Origin of the sequence: Bacteroides salyersiae WAL 10018 = DSM 18765 = JCM 12988 (genome assembly GCF_000381365.1) — a bacterium.
Lineage (GTDB): Bacteria > Bacteroidota > Bacteroidia > Bacteroidales > Bacteroidaceae > Bacteroides > Bacteroides salyersiae.
Genome location: NZ_KB905468.1, coordinates 200,897 through 217,213 on the forward strand (window position 1 = coordinate 200,897; position 16,317 = coordinate 217,213).

The window sequence follows — 16,317 nt, forward strand, 5'->3', positions numbered from 1 at the left end:
TACTATGAACGTACAAATAGAAGAAAGTTGGAAAGCCCATCTGCAACCGGAGTTTGAAAAAGATTACTTCCGTACACTGACAGAATTCGTCAAAAGCGAATATAGCCAATACACCATTTATCCCCCCGGAAAGCTGATATTCAATGCTTTCAACCTATGCCCTTTCGACAAAGTAAAAGTTGTCATTATCGGACAAGACCCTTATCATGGGCCAGGACAGGCACACGGACTCTGTTTCTCGGTAAACGACGGAGTACCTTTCCCGCCGTCATTAGTCAATATCTTTAAAGAGATAAAAGACGACTTGGGAATCGAAGCACCGGCAACCGGAAATCTGACACGGTGGGCCGAACAAGGCGTATTATTACTCAACGCCACATTAACCGTACGCGCTCATCAAGCCGGCTCGCACCAACGCCGGGGATGGGAAGAATTTACCGATGCAGCTATCCGCGCATTGGCAGAAGAACGGGAGCATCTTGTATTTATCCTTTGGGGAGGTTATGCACAACGTAAAGGAGCATTCATCGACCGCAGTAAGCATCTTGTGCTTAGTTCGGCCCACCCCTCACCTCTGTCGGCCTACAACGGCTTCTTCGGAAACAAGCATTTCAGTAAGACCAATGCATATTTAAGAGAACACGGAGAAAAAGAAATCATTTTCTAAGAAGAGAAGGAAAAAAGAGAGATGGGAGAATGGAGATGGGAAAAGGAAAATAAGAAAAATATTATGCTGCATAGCAACTTTCAATTTTCAACTAAAAAAGGGCTTTCGCCCTTTTTTTAATACCATTGTATATTGCTCTGAGTCTGACTTCTTTGTTCCCACTTCAAATCCTGCAGGATACTGGCATTGGCACTAATTTTGAAATTATAATATTTCCAACGCCCGAAAGGTGAAAGACTGGCTGACATATTGAAGCAGTGCAAATCACGCGTGATAGTCATCGAAGTCTGAGTAACTTCTTTCGCTTGAAAATCATAACCGGTACTGAAAGACACCTGCCATCTATTCGAAAGCTTCACATTACCAGAAGCATTGAGATTATGCGTATAAGAAAAAGGATAACGCATTGAATGTACATTAATGGGCTTACTCCTGTCTTCGCTGATATTAAATGAATAGTTCACACTCAGTGACCACGGCATATTAAATACCTGATAACCGTCCGCATCGGCTTGCGCCTTTTCTACTGTTTTAGAAGTTGTTCCGGAACCACTGCCGGTATCCGCCGTATCCTCACTATCCTCCCCATTCTGATCCTTATCTTTATCCTTCTGATCTTTATCATCTTTCGGCCCGAACCACTTTTTCCAAGTTTCATTATTAAAGGTATAATTAAAGGAAGACCCCCACCCGGAGAAGCGACCGAAGCGTCCATAAGACCACTCTGTACGATCTCCCGTAGTCACTTCTCCATTCTTATCGAACGTGTAGGCGTAAGTAGCAAAGCGAGAACTCAAGTTGAACGTATAATTCTTGGTCAGTTTCAAACGCAATCGTAAAGTTAGATCGCTCCACGGTTGCTTTTTAGCCGCCATATTATAAGAAAGAGAAGCTCCCAATTCATCAATCAAACTAATTTTAGTAAGAGAGTCTTTTCTATTCCGGTATTTCATCTCGATATTATTAGAAAGGTCGAAAGTCACCGACCCCGTCTTTTCACGTGGTGCCGTACCGAATTGCTGATTGGAATAAGGAGAGAAATAGTATATATTACCATCCTTATCTTCGTGCTCCTGCCAATATTTATCAAACGCCGGTGCCCCGCTTATACTAATCTGCGGAGTCACCACATGACGAATCTGTATCTCTTTTTTCTTCATAAAAAGAGGTTTATACATACCGTAAAGTTTTGTACTCAACCCCAATGAGAAATTATAATTAGATACACGATTGAAACCATAGATAGTATCCGTTGCCACCCATTGCCGTTTCTCTTCATCGTAATAATTTTCCGTTTTATTAGTATACCAACGCTCTGTATAATTAAATGTTGGAGTCAGATTGAAATACTTGAAGAGAGTAAATGTAGCACTTATTGGAATCTGATGTTGCATAGCGTTTTTCCAGTCTTTTATCAGATTCGATTTAAACAGCAGATTATCTTTTGTCTTGATACTGTTTGTCAGACGTCCGGTATACTGAAACGAAATCTTTTCGTACCAACGCTCTGCCCCGACTGCTTTTTTTCTTTTGAAAGGAAAACGTCGGGTCAGGGTAATATTAAGATCGGGCAACGTTATTGCAACAGAAGAGTCTTTCATCGTCTGCGATATATTGGTTGTTCCCGAAAGTGTCAGACCAATATCCGGAAAAGTACGTGAATAGCTGATACTGGACGTCTTGGTATTCTGTGTCAACAACTGCGAATTATACAGGTTACCAATATTGGTACGTTCGTAGCTACTGGTTGAAAAGTTCACACTGGCCGAAAAAGTAGCGTTCGGATTTGCCTTGGAGTCTTGCCGATGACTCCACACTATTTTAAAATCCTTAGAAACCGAATAATCCGGCATATTCTTGTCTCCTGTTTTTGTCACCTGATAATCGGCCATCAAAGAACCGGAAAACTTGTAACGTCTGTTGTAATTCGTCTCCAACCCAAGTCTCCACGAACCTTTCGTGAAAATATCTCCCGTCAACTTTAAATCCATCATGTCACTGATGGCGAAATAATATCCACCATCCGACAAACCGAATCCACGGGAGGAATCATCAAGAACAGTAGGCATGATAAAACCGGAAGAATAACTGCTGGAAAATGGAAAGAAAAAGAATGGTACAGCCAATGGTAAAGGCACGTCCTCTACTACCAGATAAGCCGGCCCTGTCACTACATTCTTTTTCGGGCGGACTTTGGCCTTTGTCAACTGGAGATAAAAGTGGGGATGATCATGATGATCACAAGTAGTATACTTACCATTCTGCATGAAAAGTTCGTCCTCAGCCCCTTTTTTGGCATTATTACCGGTAACGTATCCTTCTCCCTGCTGGCTGACTACATTATTGATATACCCTTTCTTACTTTTGAAATTATACCGGATCGCTTCGGTATCATAAGAAGTATCACCGTCTTTAAAAACGGGCTTTCCGGTTTCCACTCCCAACGAATCCGTCACACCACGGGCAAATACCGTACTGCTGTCCATATTCATGGTAATGATCTGCGCACCCAATTCTATACTTTGATAATTTACCTTCCCATCCCCATAAAGATGTGCATATCCTCCTTCCTCAAAAACGATAGAGTCATTTGCCGAATAAATTACCGGTGCATCCAAAGGTTGTTTTTTGGCAGGCTTAGCAACAACTAATGAATCGGTTTTTACTGAATCTGTCCCCAAGGAGTCCGTGTTCAGAACCGTAGGAGGATTAAAATTTTCTCTTCCTCCTTCCACTCCCCTGTTTCGGCGACGCTGAGACAGTGCCTCATCAGGAAGCATCAGTAAGACAAACAGTAGTATGAATGATATTAATGTATTTGCTTTCAATGGCGCCATTAACTAATAGTTTACGCTTGAAGGGGCAAAAGTACACAATCTTCACCAATTATACATCGGAATCCCCCTTTTTAATTATTTTTTAGTGCTATAGAAAAAGTTCGCACCAGCGATTAAAACGCGTTAAACCTTCTTCACCATATTTGGACAGGCTCTTCCGGGCAGCATCTACTGTTTTTTCTCTGTCAAGATGAGTCTTAGAATAAAATTTATCGGAAAAACAGATTACCTGTTCTTCCAAACTCACCGGCAACATTTCACGATGCGGGACAGGAAGTTGCTGATTAATGATTTCTTCCAATGAAAGCCCAGCTCCGGTATGCCTCTCACAGACCAAAGCATGCTGTGGGAAACCTTCCTTACGCACCAGATCGGCACCCAAATAACCGTGACAAATATAAGGTTCCGTACCCAAACAATAGATGGGAGCGGCATTCGTCAGAAAAATGCCGATATCATGAAGCATGGCGGCCTCATTCAGAAAGGTCTCATCCAGTTTCAGTTCCGGATGCCGGGCGGCAATCCATAAAGCTTTATCGGCTACCGACCGGCTATGTACTAACAGAATATGTTTCAATTCGTTATCCTGCGGATAATATTTATCAATTAAATCGAGTGGATTCATAACTTCATCTATTATAACTTGTAATAATCAATCCAAATGGATATTTTTGTGCAATATTACAAAAAAATACCGAGATGCGCCGAAAAGTAATCCTCATTCTCACCTGCCTGTTGGCTGGAATTACCATAGTTTTTGCACAAGGTACTCTCAACACCGGAGCAGAACGTACCGAAGAATACCTGCCATTACTCAAAGGAAAACGGGTAGGAATGGTCATTAACCCCACTTCCGTCATAGGTGAAGAACAGGCCTGTCTGCTCGACACCCTGTTGAGCTTAAACATAAACGTGGTGAAAGTGTTCGCTCCGGAACATGGCTTTCGGGGCGACGCCGATGCCGGAGAGACGGTAAAAGACGGAAAAGACAGCCGGACGGGTACTCCTATCGTCTCACTCTACGGAAACAATAAAAAGCCAACCGTACGCCAGTTGCAGGATGTCGACATTATTTTGTTCGACATACAGGATGTCGGAGCCCGATTCTACACTTATATCAGTACCCTGTTCTATGTGATGGAAGCTTGTGCTGAAAATGGCAAAGAAGTGATTGTACTCGATCGGCCTAACCCATGCGATTACATAGACGGTCCTATACTGCGTCCTTCTTTCCGCAGCTTTGTAGGTATGTTGCCTATCCCCGTTCTTCACGGTTGTACGATCGGCGAACTGGCTCTGATGATCAACGGCGAAGGATGGATCAATAAAACCTCGGAAGCTTGCCGGCTGACTGTAGTAGCCATGACGGGATGGGAACACGGACAACCTTATTCTCCACCCATCAAACCCTCTCCTAACCTACCCAACGATCAGTCAATCCGTCTGTATGCTTCCCTCTGCCCTTTCGAAGCAACTCGTATCAGTGTAGGACGAGGGACCACATTCCCGTTTCAAGTGCTCGGAGCACCCAACAAGAAATACGGAGATTTTAGTTTCACCCCACAAGCATTGCCCGGTTTCGATAAAAACCCGATGCACAAAAACCAAACTTGTTATGGAGAAGATTTGAGAAGAGTCAACAATGTGAACGGATTCACACTGCGTTATTTTCTTCGTTTCTACTGGAAATCGGGAGAAGGAAACGGCTTTTTCGACCAGGCACGTTGGTTCGACCTGTTGATGGGAACGGATACGGTTCGCAAGGCAATTCTTGCCGGTAAAGACGAAGCAGCTATCCGTGCCGGATGGAAAGAAGAATTACAAAAATACAAAGAAATGCGAAAAAAGTACTTGTTATATTGACGCGAAACCGCGCATCTGATTTTAACATTGTTAATTCCGTTCCCGGCATATTATTTCTCCCGTCGCAAAACATTAATTCTTTGTCTGTAAAGAAACGTATTCTTGTCGGCAAAAGATTGTATTTAACACAGCATTAAAAACGTATTCTTGCAGACTAAGAATATCGGTTTATCCGTTTATCAAATAAACAATTAAATCTTTGATATACAACACCTAATATCTTTCGGAATAATCTTTCCGTATCAAATGTCCTTCATCGGTTCGAAGAACAACTCCTACCTGTACTTGTCAAAATAGCAATCTCAGTTGTACCTGATTATTTTCTATCATTACTAATCCGGATGTAATATTTTACTTTCCTGTCATGCAATGTCTATCCCTCACATACAGGGTTCTTTACCCGGATTCACAAGCATGCCCCCTCCGGAACATTCATGTAAATCCGAATAAAGAAGGAATGAGGCTACTTATCTTCAGCCCACTCTTCAGCACCCTTTTCTTTCAACTTCTGCGTAAAGGCTTTTGCTTTTTCCATGATTGCAGCCTCCTCTTCCGGAGTAGCATACGCATGTTTATAACCTTTTATCTTATTCCATTCGCCACGGGTGAAATCGGGAAATGCAACAGAAGCACAACCATTATCCATCGAAAGCTCGCCTAACTCTGCCAGACAGCACCACTCTGCCAAGTCGTACACATCCATATCCAATGGCAAACCATTTTGCAAGCAATATACCAGACGGCTATCCATAATAAAATCCATACCGCCATGTCCCCCTACTTCTTTGGCCATTTCACCATATTTTTTCAATATCGGATGCTGGTATTTTTCTACCAAAGCATTCATTTCATCCTTAGGCAAGAAACTGTGTGAACTTAAATCATCTACTTTCGGCTCCATACCGGAAGCAGTCAGTTGTTTAGCATCCAGAGCATAGCCTTCTACGGGGTATTTATTAGCAAACCCTTTCGTTCCCGTAAGTTGATACAGGCGATTATAAGGTTGCGGAGTCATCACATTGTGCTGTATTTCGATCACCTTTCCGTTTTCTGTGCGGATAAGTGTAGTAGTATGGTCACCATTACGGAAGTTATCGCAGCCGGCTCCTGTTCTCTCTTCTACAAGTGCCTTACCTACTACCGACTTTGTGTCCATAGCCACCAGCGTCTTCATACGATCACCACGATGAATATCCAGTGCTTGAGCTACAGGACCGAGACCATGAGTGGCATACACGTCACCGCGATGTTTCATGTTATAGTCCAGACGCCATCCTAATTTATCGGCCTCACCGTTTTTCCAATAATGATCCCAGAAAGGTTCCAGATTATGAATATAAGCACCTTGCGCACGAATTACCTCTCCGAATACTCCCTGTTGAGCCATATTCAACGTATTCATTTCGAACCAGTCATAACAGCAGTTTTCCAGAATCATACAATGCTTGCGCGTTTTTTCCGATAAATCGATCAATGCCCAGCACTCTTCCAGGCTCATAGCCGAAGGCACTTCGATAGCCACATGTTTACCGTTTTCCATTGCACAGACGGCTACAGGAAAATGATGCAACCAATCAGTAGCAATATAAACCAAGTCAATATCGTCACGCTTGCATAATTCTTCATACCCTTTCTCACCGGAATAGACAGCAGCTTTAGGCATGGAAGCTTTCTTCAAAAAGCGCTGGCACTTCTCGGCACGTTCCTGTTCGTAATCGCAAAGAGCCACAATCTCCACGCCTGGAATATAAGTAAAACGTTCCACAGCACTGGGACCGCGCATTCCTAAACCGACAAAACCAACACGAACGGCCTCTATTTTAGGAGCTGTCAAACCAATCACACTGGTTTGACCGGCAGGACGTTCAGGAGTTTCCACAACGATAGTTCCTTTATCCCAACTCCATTTAGTACCCTTGTCCGAAACCTGTACGGAAGGCGATTGTACCGAACATGCGGCAAAAGCGACGCAAAAGCTCAACAATAATAACTTTAATCCTTTCATGATATAAAATTTATAGTTTAAAATGTAATATAAGAGACGATGTGTTTATAATATCATACAATTCGCGTAACAAGCAGGTAACAAAGAAAATAAAAAAATAACCAATATTAACAAACAACCATATATTTCCGGATCTTTTATTTACTGTTCCATCTCTTTCTTCCTCTTTTTCCACAACTGCCAGCTATTGATAATGTTTTGCCACAGCACATAACTTCCAGGACCTACGGAAGAAAGCGGATTCAGATAAGTATGTGCCATCCAGATAGCTAAAATTGTATTCTTCTGTCCCAATGCCTGCCCGCCACTGATACGATCATTGTACAAACTACCTAAAGTTTTTCCTAAAAAGAATTGTAGACAACAAGCTACAAGTGCGGCAAATGCAATCATTATTTCTGTAAATCCATCGGCCGGATCATTTATCAGAGAAGAAAGTGTTTGCGCAGTAACAATAGCCAGTGACACAGCCCAAAGATAAAAAGCCAGTTCATGGTAATTTAATAAAGTACGGTGAACACGAGGGAGAAACCGCCGTAACAGCCACGCAGTTAAAAACGGACAGATCAATAAAGGAAAGACTTTACTCAATATCAGCAGAAAAGAATCTAAAAAACTGATCTCTGCATGTACCTCAATTAACGGAAATAAAACCGGAACAGCAACAGCCGCCCCTATATTGCCAATCAAAGTATAAGTTGTCAGACTTGCCGCACTTCCGCCCAATTTGGAAGTAATAACCGCAGCAGCAGTAGCCGTAGGACAGATAATACAAACCATCGCTCCTTCAGCCACAATTTTATTAAAACGAAAAAGGAGCAAATAAACAGCTATCGCCCCGAATATTTGTATCAAGAGTAGCCATAAATGCAAAGGCTTCGGTCTCAGATCGCGGGGAGACACCTTACAAAAAGTGAGCAGCAACATCGTGAAAATAAGTGCCGGAGTCAAAAAAGAAAGTCTGATAAATAAAGGATACCCTATGCCCCCCAACAGCATGGCGATGGGCAATGTCCAATTCTTCAGAAACTTAAGCATTATTATATCATTTATTATTTTGAAATGCAAAGTAACAACGAATCACGGAAATAAACGACATGAAATATGGAAAAAAACACAAAACTTAATGGCGAATAGCAAGTTTTCAGCAAAATTCCACTACATTTGCAGCGTCATTGCAATAACATGAAACTTAATAGACATTACATATTATATATATTCGTCTGCCTTGTACTGCTCTACTCTCCGCTTTGTATCGGTAGTGCATGGGCCAAAGATTTTGTTGTCGTCATTGATCCCGGTCATGGAGGACATGACCCCGGAGCTGTCGGCAAAATCTCGAAAGAAAAGAATATAAATCTGAATGTGGCATTAAAGTTAGGAAACATGATCAAAAAGAACTGCGACGATGTAAAAGTAATCTACACCCGCAGTAAGGACGTATTCATTCCATTAGACCGACGAGCTGAAATAGCCAATAGCGCAAAAGCAGACCTGTTTATCTCCATACACACCAATGCCCTTGCCAACAACCGTGTTGCCAAAGGAGCATCCACTTGGACATTGGGTCTTGCCAAATCAGACGCTAATCTTGCCGTAGCCCAACGCGAAAACTCAGTAATCCTTTACGAGAGCGATTATAAAACCCGCTATGCCGGTTTCAACCCGAATTCTGCCGAATCATACATCATTTTTGAGTTCATGCAAGACAAGTATATGGAACAAAGTGTACATCTGGCTTCTCTTGTACAGAAACAATTCCGCCATACGTGCAAACGGGTGGACCGTGGCGTACACCAAGCAGGATTCCTCGTATTGAAAGCAAGTGCCATGCCCAGCATTTTAGTGGAATTAGGATTTATATCGACTCCCGAAGAAGAACGTTACCTCAATACGGAAGCAGGAACCAGCACTTTGGCAAAAGGAATTTATCGCGCTTTCCTTACCTATAAACGGGAGCAAGAAATACGGTTGACCGGTGCCAGTCGCACCATCATTCCGGAAGAGAGTACTGAGACCCCTGAAACAGTAATAGCCGCCGTTCCCAAACAGGAAAACACCAAGACCAATCCGACAACAAAAGCTTCCCCACAACGCCCCATTACAGTAGAAAGTGCAACAAATGATGGAGAAATAACGTTTAAAATACAAATACTAACCTCTTCAAAGCCGTTAGCCAAAAATGACAAGCGCTTAAAGGGATTGACAGATATAGATTACTATAAAGAAGGAGGATTGTATAAATACACTTATGGTGCTTCATCAGACTATAATAAAGTATTACGATCCAAACGTACCATCACCGACAAGTTTAAAGATGCTTTTATCATTGCTTTCCGTGATGGAGAGAAAATAAATATAAACGCTGCTATTGCAGAATTCAAAAAGAAACGAAATAAATAAAGTACTGAAATGAAATACATTACAAAAGAAGTAAGAATAGGTATTGCAGGAATTATTGCTTTGTGCGTACTTGTTTACGGCATCAATTATTTGAAGGGAATAAACATGTTTAAACCTTCAAGCTATTTCTATGTAAAATTCAAGAATGTGAACGGACTGGCTAAATCGAGTCCTGTTTTTGCAGATGGAGTACGTGTAGGTATCGTGCGGGATATTTATTACGATTACAATCAAGCCGAAAATGTAGTCGTAGAAGTAGAACTGGATACGGAGCTCCGTATCCCCAAAGGAAGTTCTGCAGAGTTGACATCCGAACTGATGGGAGGGGTAAGAATGGACATTCTACTGGCTAATAATCCTCGCGAAAAATATGCTATAGGAGATACAATACCCGGAAAATTAAATAATGGCATGATGGAAAGTGTGGCAGCTCTCATGCCGCAAATAGAGCAAATGCTCCCAAAACTCGATTCCATAATGACTTCATTAAATACAATACTGGGAGATCAAAGCATTCCTGCTACTTTACATTCCGTAGAGAAAATGGCTGCTAATCTTGAAGTGACCAGTGGACAACTGAAAGTATTGATGGGAAGAGACATTCCACAGCTAACCGGTAAGTTGAACACATTGGGAGATAACTTCATAAGCATTAGCGACAATTTGAAAAAAATAGATTATGCCAACACTTTTAATGAGATAGAACAGACCTTGGCTAATGTAAAAATCGTTACAGAAAAATTAAACAGTAAAGACAACACCGTAGGATTACTCTTAAATGATCCGCAATTATATAACAATTTAAACGCAACTACTGCCAATGCAGCAAGTTTGCTTGAAGATTTGAAAGAACATCCCAAACGCTATGTACACTTCTCTTTATTCGGGAAAAAAGAGAAGTAGTTTTCTGTATTATATAGATTTCATCTAAATAACAGAACTTAAAAACAGAAAACTGAAAAGTCTCGTAAAGTGCATATACAGACCAAAAGAAATAAAACAGAGAGGCATTTGCCTAAATAAAAACAGAGCATCAAAATTAAATTAAAACATTAGTAAACAGAGCATTATAAAAAAACAATAGCCTCTTTCAAGGGGCTATTTTATTGGGTTATCATAAGTAGCTGAAAGTAAAGGTATTATTCTTCCAACGAGAAATACAAGAAAAAACAGATTTGTTTTTCTCAAATAAGATTCCCAATTTTGCAACCGTAGAAGTTTTGCTTAATTAATAAATGTATTGTAGCCGTTATGAGTGAATCGAATCATGTCGGGCTGTGGAACCGCTGTCTTGAAATTATTAGAGACAATGTTCCCGATTCGACATATAAAACTTGGTTTGTTCCCATTGTACCATTAAAATATGAGGACAAAACGTTGATTGTACAAGTACCCAGCCAGTTCTTTTACGAGTTTCTGGAAGATAAATTTGTGGACTTGCTACGAAAAACGTTATATAAAGTCATTGGCGAGGGAACCAAGTTGATGTATAATGTAATGGTAGACCGGACTTCAATACCGAATAAAACGGTAAATCTTGAAGCCAGTAACCGTTCTATAGCCGTACCGCAACCAAGTATTATTCGCGGTAACGGTAATAAAGCACCGAATATATTACACGCTCCGGCTCCTCAAGATTTGGATCCCCATCTGAATCCGAACTACAATTTCGAAAACTTCATCGAAGGATATAGCAATAAACTTTCAAGAAGCGTCGCTGAAGCCGTTGCCCAAAACCCGGCCGGTACAGCTTTTAACCCTTTATTCCTGCATGGTGCATCCGGAGTGGGAAAAACGCATCTTGCCAACGCCATCGGTACAAGAATCAAAGAGATATACCCCGAAAAAAGAGTGTTATACGTATCGGCCCATCTCTTTCAGGTGCAATACACAGATTCTGTACGTAACAATACGACCAATGACTTCATCAACTTCTACCAGACGATCGATGTATTAATTATTGATGATATTCAAGAATTTGCAGGCGTCACCAAGACTCAAAATACCTTCTTTCATATTTTCAATCATCTGCATCAAAACGGCAAACAATTAATTCTGACTTCAGACCGTGCTCCTGTGTTATTACAAGGAATGGAAGAGCGTCTTTTGACCCGCTTCAAATGGGGAATGGTAGCCGAGTTGGAAAAACCGACAGTAGAATTGCGGAAGAATATTTTACGAAATAAAATCCATCGTGACGGATTGCAATTTCCACCGGAGGTTATAGACTATATTGCGGAAAATGTCAATGAAAGCGTTCGTGACCTGGAAGGTATCGTAATCGCTATTATGGCACGTTCTACAATCTTCAATAAGGAGATAGATCTCGACTTGGCGCAACATATCGTTCGCGGTGTTGTCCGTAATGAGACCAAAAGTATCAGTATTGACGACATTATCAATACTGTTTGCAAACATTTTGGCCTTGAGACCAACGCCATTCATACCAAATCAAGAAAAAGAGAAGTGGTACAAGCACGTCAAGTAGCGATGTATTTGGCAAAGACATACACAGATTTCTCTACTTCGAAAATTGGGAAATTTATTGGAAACAAAGATCATGCCACCGTACTCCACGCATGCAAAACCGTAAAAGGGCAATGCGAAGTCGATAAGGGATTCCGTGCCGATCTGGAAACTATAGAATCTTCACTGAAAAAGAAAAACAGTTAATAAAAAAGAGAGACTATGAAAGTTCCAGTCTCTCTTTTTTCATATGATAAATCACATAAATCCTTGCTGATGCAACACTTTCAATAAATTATCAGACATGAACTCGTTATCTTTCTTCGTATAACGAACATCTGTGAATACTTGCGCCAATGTTTCCTTCCGGTTTTCTTTCACAAACTGCTCATTTTCCGGCAATGATTCTTTATAAGCATACAGTTTATCAATATCGGCTTTGGAATAATCATGATAATACTCTTCGTGAACAGTCGCCTCTAACGGCAAACGGTCTACCTGGGCAGGAATACCATCCGGGTAACCTACCGTTACCGTAGTGATAGGAAAAACAAGTTCAGGAAGTTGCAAAGCATCAATAACCATTTGAGGATTGTAAGTGGTAGTCCCCAAATAACAAATTCCCAAACCTGCTTCCTCCGCCAATGTACAGAAAGTCTGTGCAACCAACAATGTATCCATTGCCGCATTCATAAACGACATCAAATTATTGTACCCGGGCACTGCGTTACGCTGTTCACACCATTTACTAAAACGACGAAAATCTGCACAAAATGTAAGTACAACAGGAGCCCCCTTAACCATGGGTTGATTAAAATGTGCCGGTGAAAGTTTTTCCTTCATTTCAGCATTACGCGTGATAACGACACTGTACAACTGCATTCCTCCCATAGTAGAAGCACGAGAAGAAGTTTCAAGCAAATCATTTAACAAATCAGATGGAATATCTTTTTGTAAATACTTTCTAATTGTTCTTCTGTTCTTAACGGTATCAATCATATCTTTTTTCCTGCAAAGATAACAAAAAGAATATTCAATTCATTATTTCTATAAATAGATTAATTTTCTTTTTAGAAAACTTCAAGCGGCAGACAAAATCATCATTGTACTGTTTTTCAATAACTTACTATTTTAAAACGGGAAACTTATAATCTATATATAAATTATCTCATTTTTATTTTGATATACCAAAAAACATTCATAGCTTTGCAAGCACGTTTGTTAATGATAAGTAAGCTTCTACACATTTACTTATTAAATAAAGAAATCTAAGACACATACTAACGTGAAAGAACAAATTTATTCTTATGAAGAAGCCTTTGAAGAATCTTTACGATATTTTCAAGGTGATGAACTTGCTGCCAGGGTTTGGGTAAACAAATACGCAGTTAAGGACTCTTTCGGAAATATTTACGAGAAATCTCCGGAAGATATGCATTGGAGAATTGCAAACGAAGTGGCACGTATCGAAGCCAAGTACGCTAACGGCCTTAGTGCGGAAGAATTATTCAAACTGCTCGATCATTTTAAATACATTGTTCCACAAGGTAGCCCGATGACCGGTATCGGTAATGACTATCAGGTAGCTTCATTATCCAACTGTTTTGTAATCGGTGTAGACGGATCGGCCGACTCTTACGGTGCTATTATCAAAATTGACGAGGAGCAGGTACAATTAATGAAAAGACGCGGTGGTGTGGGTCATGATCTTTCACATATCCGCCCTAAGGGATCGCCTGTCAAAAACTCCGCATTGACTTCTACCGGTTTGGTTCCTTTTATGGAACGCTACTCCAACTCTACACGAGAAGTTGCACAAGACGGACGTCGGGGAGCATTAATGTTAAGCGTATCTATCAAACACCCAGACTCTGAGGCATTCATCGACGCCAAGATGACGGAAGGAAAAGTAACCGGAGCCAATGTTTCCGTAAAACTGGACGATGCTTTCATGCAAGCTGCCATAGACAATCAGTCTTATGTACAACAATATCCGATTGAATCCGCTAATCCGACAACAACAAAAGAAATTGACGCTTCCGTTCTGTGGAAAAAGATTGTGCACAATGCATGGAAATCAGCAGAACCGGGTGTACTGTTCTGGGATACGATCATTCGTGAATCCGTCCCTGACTGTTATGCAGATCTCGGCTATAAAACCGTTTCTACCAACCCATGTGGAGAAATTCCTTTATGTCCCTACGACTCATGCCGTCTGTTGGCCATCAATTTATACTCATACGTAGTAAATCCGTTCAAGCCGGATGCTTATTTTGATTTCGATCTCTTCAAAAAACATATAGCATTGGCACAACGTATCATGGACGATATCATCGACCTGGAACTGGAGAAGATAGAACGGATCATGCAAAAGATAAATGAAGATCCGGAAAATGAAGAGGTAAAACGTACCGAACGTGTGTTATGGGAAAAAATATATAAGAAAAGCGGTCAGGGAAGACGTACAGGTGTAGGTATCACCGCCGAAGGTGATATGCTTGCCGCATTGGGACTGCGATACGGAACAGAGGAAGCTACCGAGTTTTCCGAACAAGTCCATAAAACAGTGGCTCTTTGTGCCTACCGTTCCTCTGTAGAGATGGCAAAAGAACGTGGCGCTTTCGAAATATACGATACGGAACGTGAAAAAGAAAATCCATTCATCAATCGCCTGCGCGAAGCAGATCCGGAACTTTACGAAGAGATGAAAAAATACGGCCGCCGCAATATAGCTTGCCTTACCATTGCCCCGACCGGAACAACCAGTTTGATGACACAAACCACCTCAGGTATCGAGCCTGTTTTCTTACCGGTATATAAACGCCGCAGAAAAGTAAATCCGAACGACACAAATGTACATGTGGACTTCGTGGATGAAACAGGAGACGCTTTCGAGGAATACATCGTATTCCACCATAAATTTGTCACTTGGATGGAAGCCAACGGCTACGATCCGTCCAAACGGTACACACAGGAAGAGATCGATGATTTGGTTGCCCAATCACCCTATAATAAAGCAACGTCCAACGATGTTGACTGGCTAATGAAAGTAAAAATGCAAGGACGCATCCAAAAATGGGTGGATCATTCAATCAGTGTTACGATCAACTTGCCTAATGACGTGGATGAAGACCTTGTAAACCGTTTATATGTAGAAGCATGGAAATCCGGATGTAAAGGTTGTACGGTCTATCGTGACGGCTCACGTTCGGGAGTATTGATTTCAACCAAATCGGATAAGAAAGAAGAACTACCTCCATGTAAACCGCCTACGATTGTAGAAACCCGTCCGACGGTACTTGAAGCAGACGTCGTTCGTTTTCAAAACAATAAGGAAAAATGGGTAGCCTTGGTCGGTCTACTCGACGGACATCCTTACGAGATATTTACCGGTTTGCAAGACGACGACGAAGGGATATTCATCCCGAAAAGCGTAGTAAGCGGACGTATCATCAAAAATGTAGATGAAAATGGAAACAAGCGCTACGACTTCCAGTTTGAGAACAAACGCGGATATAAAATGACTATCGAAGGCTTGTCCGAAAAGTTCAATAAAGAATACTGGAATTATGCAAAACTAATTTCAGGAGTACTTCGTTACAGAATGCCTATCGAACAAGTTATCAAACTGGTAAGTTCATTACAGTTAGACAGTGAAAATATCAATACCTGGAAAAATGGTGTAGAACGTGCGTTGAAAAAATATATCCAGGACGGTACGGAAGCTAAAGGTAAGAAATGCCCGAACTGTGGAAACGAAACTCTCGTCTATCAGGAGGGATGCCTTATTTGTACGACGTGTGGGGCATCGCGCTGTGGATAAACTATTCTTTCTTTTGCCTTGATGCAAAAGAAAGAACCAAAGAAAAAATCAAGGCTGCATTTATGTAGCTACTGCACTCCGGCAAAAAGCTAAAAGGGCTCGAACTCGCTTCGCTCAAACAATCGCCCTTTCTACGCTTTTTACCGGAGTTCCGTTTTACGCTACATAAATGAGGCCGGGGAACCATTCGGCGTGGAAATGAAAAATAATGACATAAGCACAGGAATATAATAAGAATAAACTTTTATCATAT

11 protein-coding genes are annotated in these 16,317 nt (G+C 41.2%); 6 read left to right on the top strand and 5 right to left on the bottom strand.

Annotated elements, in window-relative coordinates:
- The first annotated feature begins 4 nt into the window (after positions 1 to 4).
- The gene (gene ung / locus HMPREF1532_RS18700) at positions 5 to 667 is read left to right on the top strand and encodes a uracil-DNA glycosylase (protein WP_005933500.1); all 663 of its coding nucleotides are present in this window, start codon (positions 5 to 7) and stop codon (positions 665 to 667) included.
- A gap of 116 nt (positions 668 to 783) precedes the next feature.
- On the opposite strand, the gene HMPREF1532_RS18705 is transcribed toward ung, so the two are convergent.
- Both HMPREF1532_RS18705 and HMPREF1532_RS18710 read right to left on the bottom strand, forming a co-directional pair.
- Positions 784 to 3,504 carry a putative LPS assembly protein LptD gene (locus tag HMPREF1532_RS18705; RefSeq protein ID WP_005933503.1) on the bottom strand — a complete coding sequence of 907 codons (2,721 nt, stop codon included), beginning with the start codon at positions 3,502 to 3,504 and terminating at the stop codon, positions 784 to 786.
- 88 nt (positions 3,505 to 3,592) lie between these two features.
- Positions 3,593 to 4,129, bottom strand: a complete 537-nt coding sequence (locus HMPREF1532_RS18710) for an HD domain-containing protein (RefSeq protein WP_005933506.1) — start codon at positions 4,127 to 4,129, stop codon at positions 3,593 to 3,595.
- Positions 4,130 to 4,203: 74 nt separating this feature from the next.
- Between HMPREF1532_RS18710 and HMPREF1532_RS18715 the strand changes: the two genes are divergently transcribed.
- Positions 4,204 to 5,367 (top strand): exo-beta-N-acetylmuramidase NamZ family protein, encoded by a 1,164-nt coding sequence (locus HMPREF1532_RS18715; protein WP_005933509.1) that lies wholly within the window; start codon positions 4,204 to 4,206, stop codon positions 5,365 to 5,367.
- Between the two features lie 463 nt (positions 5,368 to 5,830).
- Here the strand turns inward: HMPREF1532_RS18715 and HMPREF1532_RS18720 are convergent, their stop codons facing one another.
- Both HMPREF1532_RS18720 and HMPREF1532_RS18725 read right to left on the bottom strand, forming a co-directional pair.
- Positions 5,831 to 7,372 (bottom strand): Gfo/Idh/MocA family protein, encoded by a 1,542-nt coding sequence (locus HMPREF1532_RS18720; RefSeq protein ID WP_005933511.1) that lies wholly within the window; start codon positions 7,370 to 7,372, stop codon positions 5,831 to 5,833.
- A gap of 141 nt (positions 7,373 to 7,513) precedes the next feature.
- Positions 7,514 to 8,410, bottom strand: a complete 897-nt coding sequence (locus HMPREF1532_RS18725; protein WP_005933514.1) for a bile acid:sodium symporter family protein — start codon at positions 8,408 to 8,410, stop codon at positions 7,514 to 7,516.
- 147 nt (positions 8,411 to 8,557) lie between these two features.
- Between HMPREF1532_RS18725 and HMPREF1532_RS18730 the strand changes: the two genes are divergently transcribed.
- The 3 genes from HMPREF1532_RS18730 to dnaA all read left to right on the top strand — a co-directional run bounded on the left by HMPREF1532_RS18730 (position 8,558) and on the right by dnaA (position 12,448).
- Positions 8,558 to 9,775: an N-acetylmuramoyl-L-alanine amidase family protein gene (locus tag HMPREF1532_RS18730; protein WP_085930825.1), complete on the top strand. Its 1,218-nt coding sequence runs from the start codon at positions 8,558 to 8,560 to the stop codon at positions 9,773 to 9,775.
- Positions 9,776 to 9,784: 9 nt separating this feature from the next.
- Positions 9,785 to 10,678: an MlaD family protein gene (locus HMPREF1532_RS18735; RefSeq protein ID WP_005933518.1), complete on the top strand. Its 894-nt coding sequence runs from the start codon at positions 9,785 to 9,787 to the stop codon at positions 10,676 to 10,678.
- A gap of 348 nt (positions 10,679 to 11,026) precedes the next feature.
- Positions 11,027 to 12,448, top strand: a complete 1,422-nt coding sequence (gene dnaA / locus HMPREF1532_RS18740; protein ID WP_005933520.1) for a chromosomal replication initiator protein DnaA — start codon at positions 11,027 to 11,029, stop codon at positions 12,446 to 12,448.
- Positions 12,449 to 12,499: 51 nt separating this feature from the next.
- On the opposite strand, the gene HMPREF1532_RS18745 is transcribed toward dnaA, so the two are convergent.
- Entirely contained in the window at positions 12,500 to 13,240 is a 741-nt protein-coding gene (locus tag HMPREF1532_RS18745; RefSeq protein ID WP_005933522.1) for an NADPH-dependent oxidoreductase, read from the bottom strand.
- A gap of 286 nt (positions 13,241 to 13,526) precedes the next feature.
- Between HMPREF1532_RS18745 and HMPREF1532_RS18750 the strand changes: the two genes are divergently transcribed.
- Complete coding sequence (locus HMPREF1532_RS18750; protein WP_005933524.1) at positions 13,527 to 16,064, top strand: adenosylcobalamin-dependent ribonucleoside-diphosphate reductase; 2,538 nt, start codon at positions 13,527 to 13,529, stop codon at positions 16,062 to 16,064.
- Positions 16,065 to 16,317 lie beyond the last annotated feature (253 nt).

What these genes read in the sequence shown, in the direction of transcription:
- HMPREF1532_RS18735 (WP_005933518.1), top strand. Translation starts at nt 9,785, where the DNA reads ATGAAATACATTACAAAAGAAGTAAGAATAGGTATTGCAGGAATTATT.
- HMPREF1532_RS18705 (WP_005933503.1), bottom strand. Translation starts at nt 3,504, where the DNA reads ATGGCGCCATTGAAAGCAAATACATTAATATCATTCATACTACTGTTT.
- HMPREF1532_RS18725 (WP_005933514.1), bottom strand. Translation starts at nt 8,410, where the DNA reads ATGCTTAAGTTTCTGAAGAATTGGACATTGCCCATCGCCATGCTGTTG.
- HMPREF1532_RS18715 (WP_005933509.1), top strand. Translation starts at nt 4,204, where the DNA reads ATGCGCCGAAAAGTAATCCTCATTCTCACCTGCCTGTTGGCTGGAATT.
- HMPREF1532_RS18745 (WP_005933522.1), bottom strand. Translation starts at nt 13,240, where the DNA reads ATGATTGATACCGTTAAGAACAGAAGAACAATTAGAAAGTATTTACAA.
- ung (WP_005933500.1), top strand. Translation starts at nt 5, where the DNA reads ATGAACGTACAAATAGAAGAAAGTTGGAAAGCCCATCTGCAACCGGAG.
- HMPREF1532_RS18730 (WP_085930825.1), top strand. Translation starts at nt 8,558, where the DNA reads ATGAAACTTAATAGACATTACATATTATATATATTCGTCTGCCTTGTA.
- HMPREF1532_RS18710 (WP_005933506.1), bottom strand. Translation starts at nt 4,129, where the DNA reads ATGAATCCACTCGATTTAATTGATAAATATTATCCGCAGGATAACGAA.
- HMPREF1532_RS18720 (WP_005933511.1), bottom strand. Translation starts at nt 7,372, where the DNA reads ATGAAAGGATTAAAGTTATTATTGTTGAGCTTTTGCGTCGCTTTTGCC.
- dnaA (WP_005933520.1), top strand. Translation starts at nt 11,027, where the DNA reads ATGAGTGAATCGAATCATGTCGGGCTGTGGAACCGCTGTCTTGAAATT.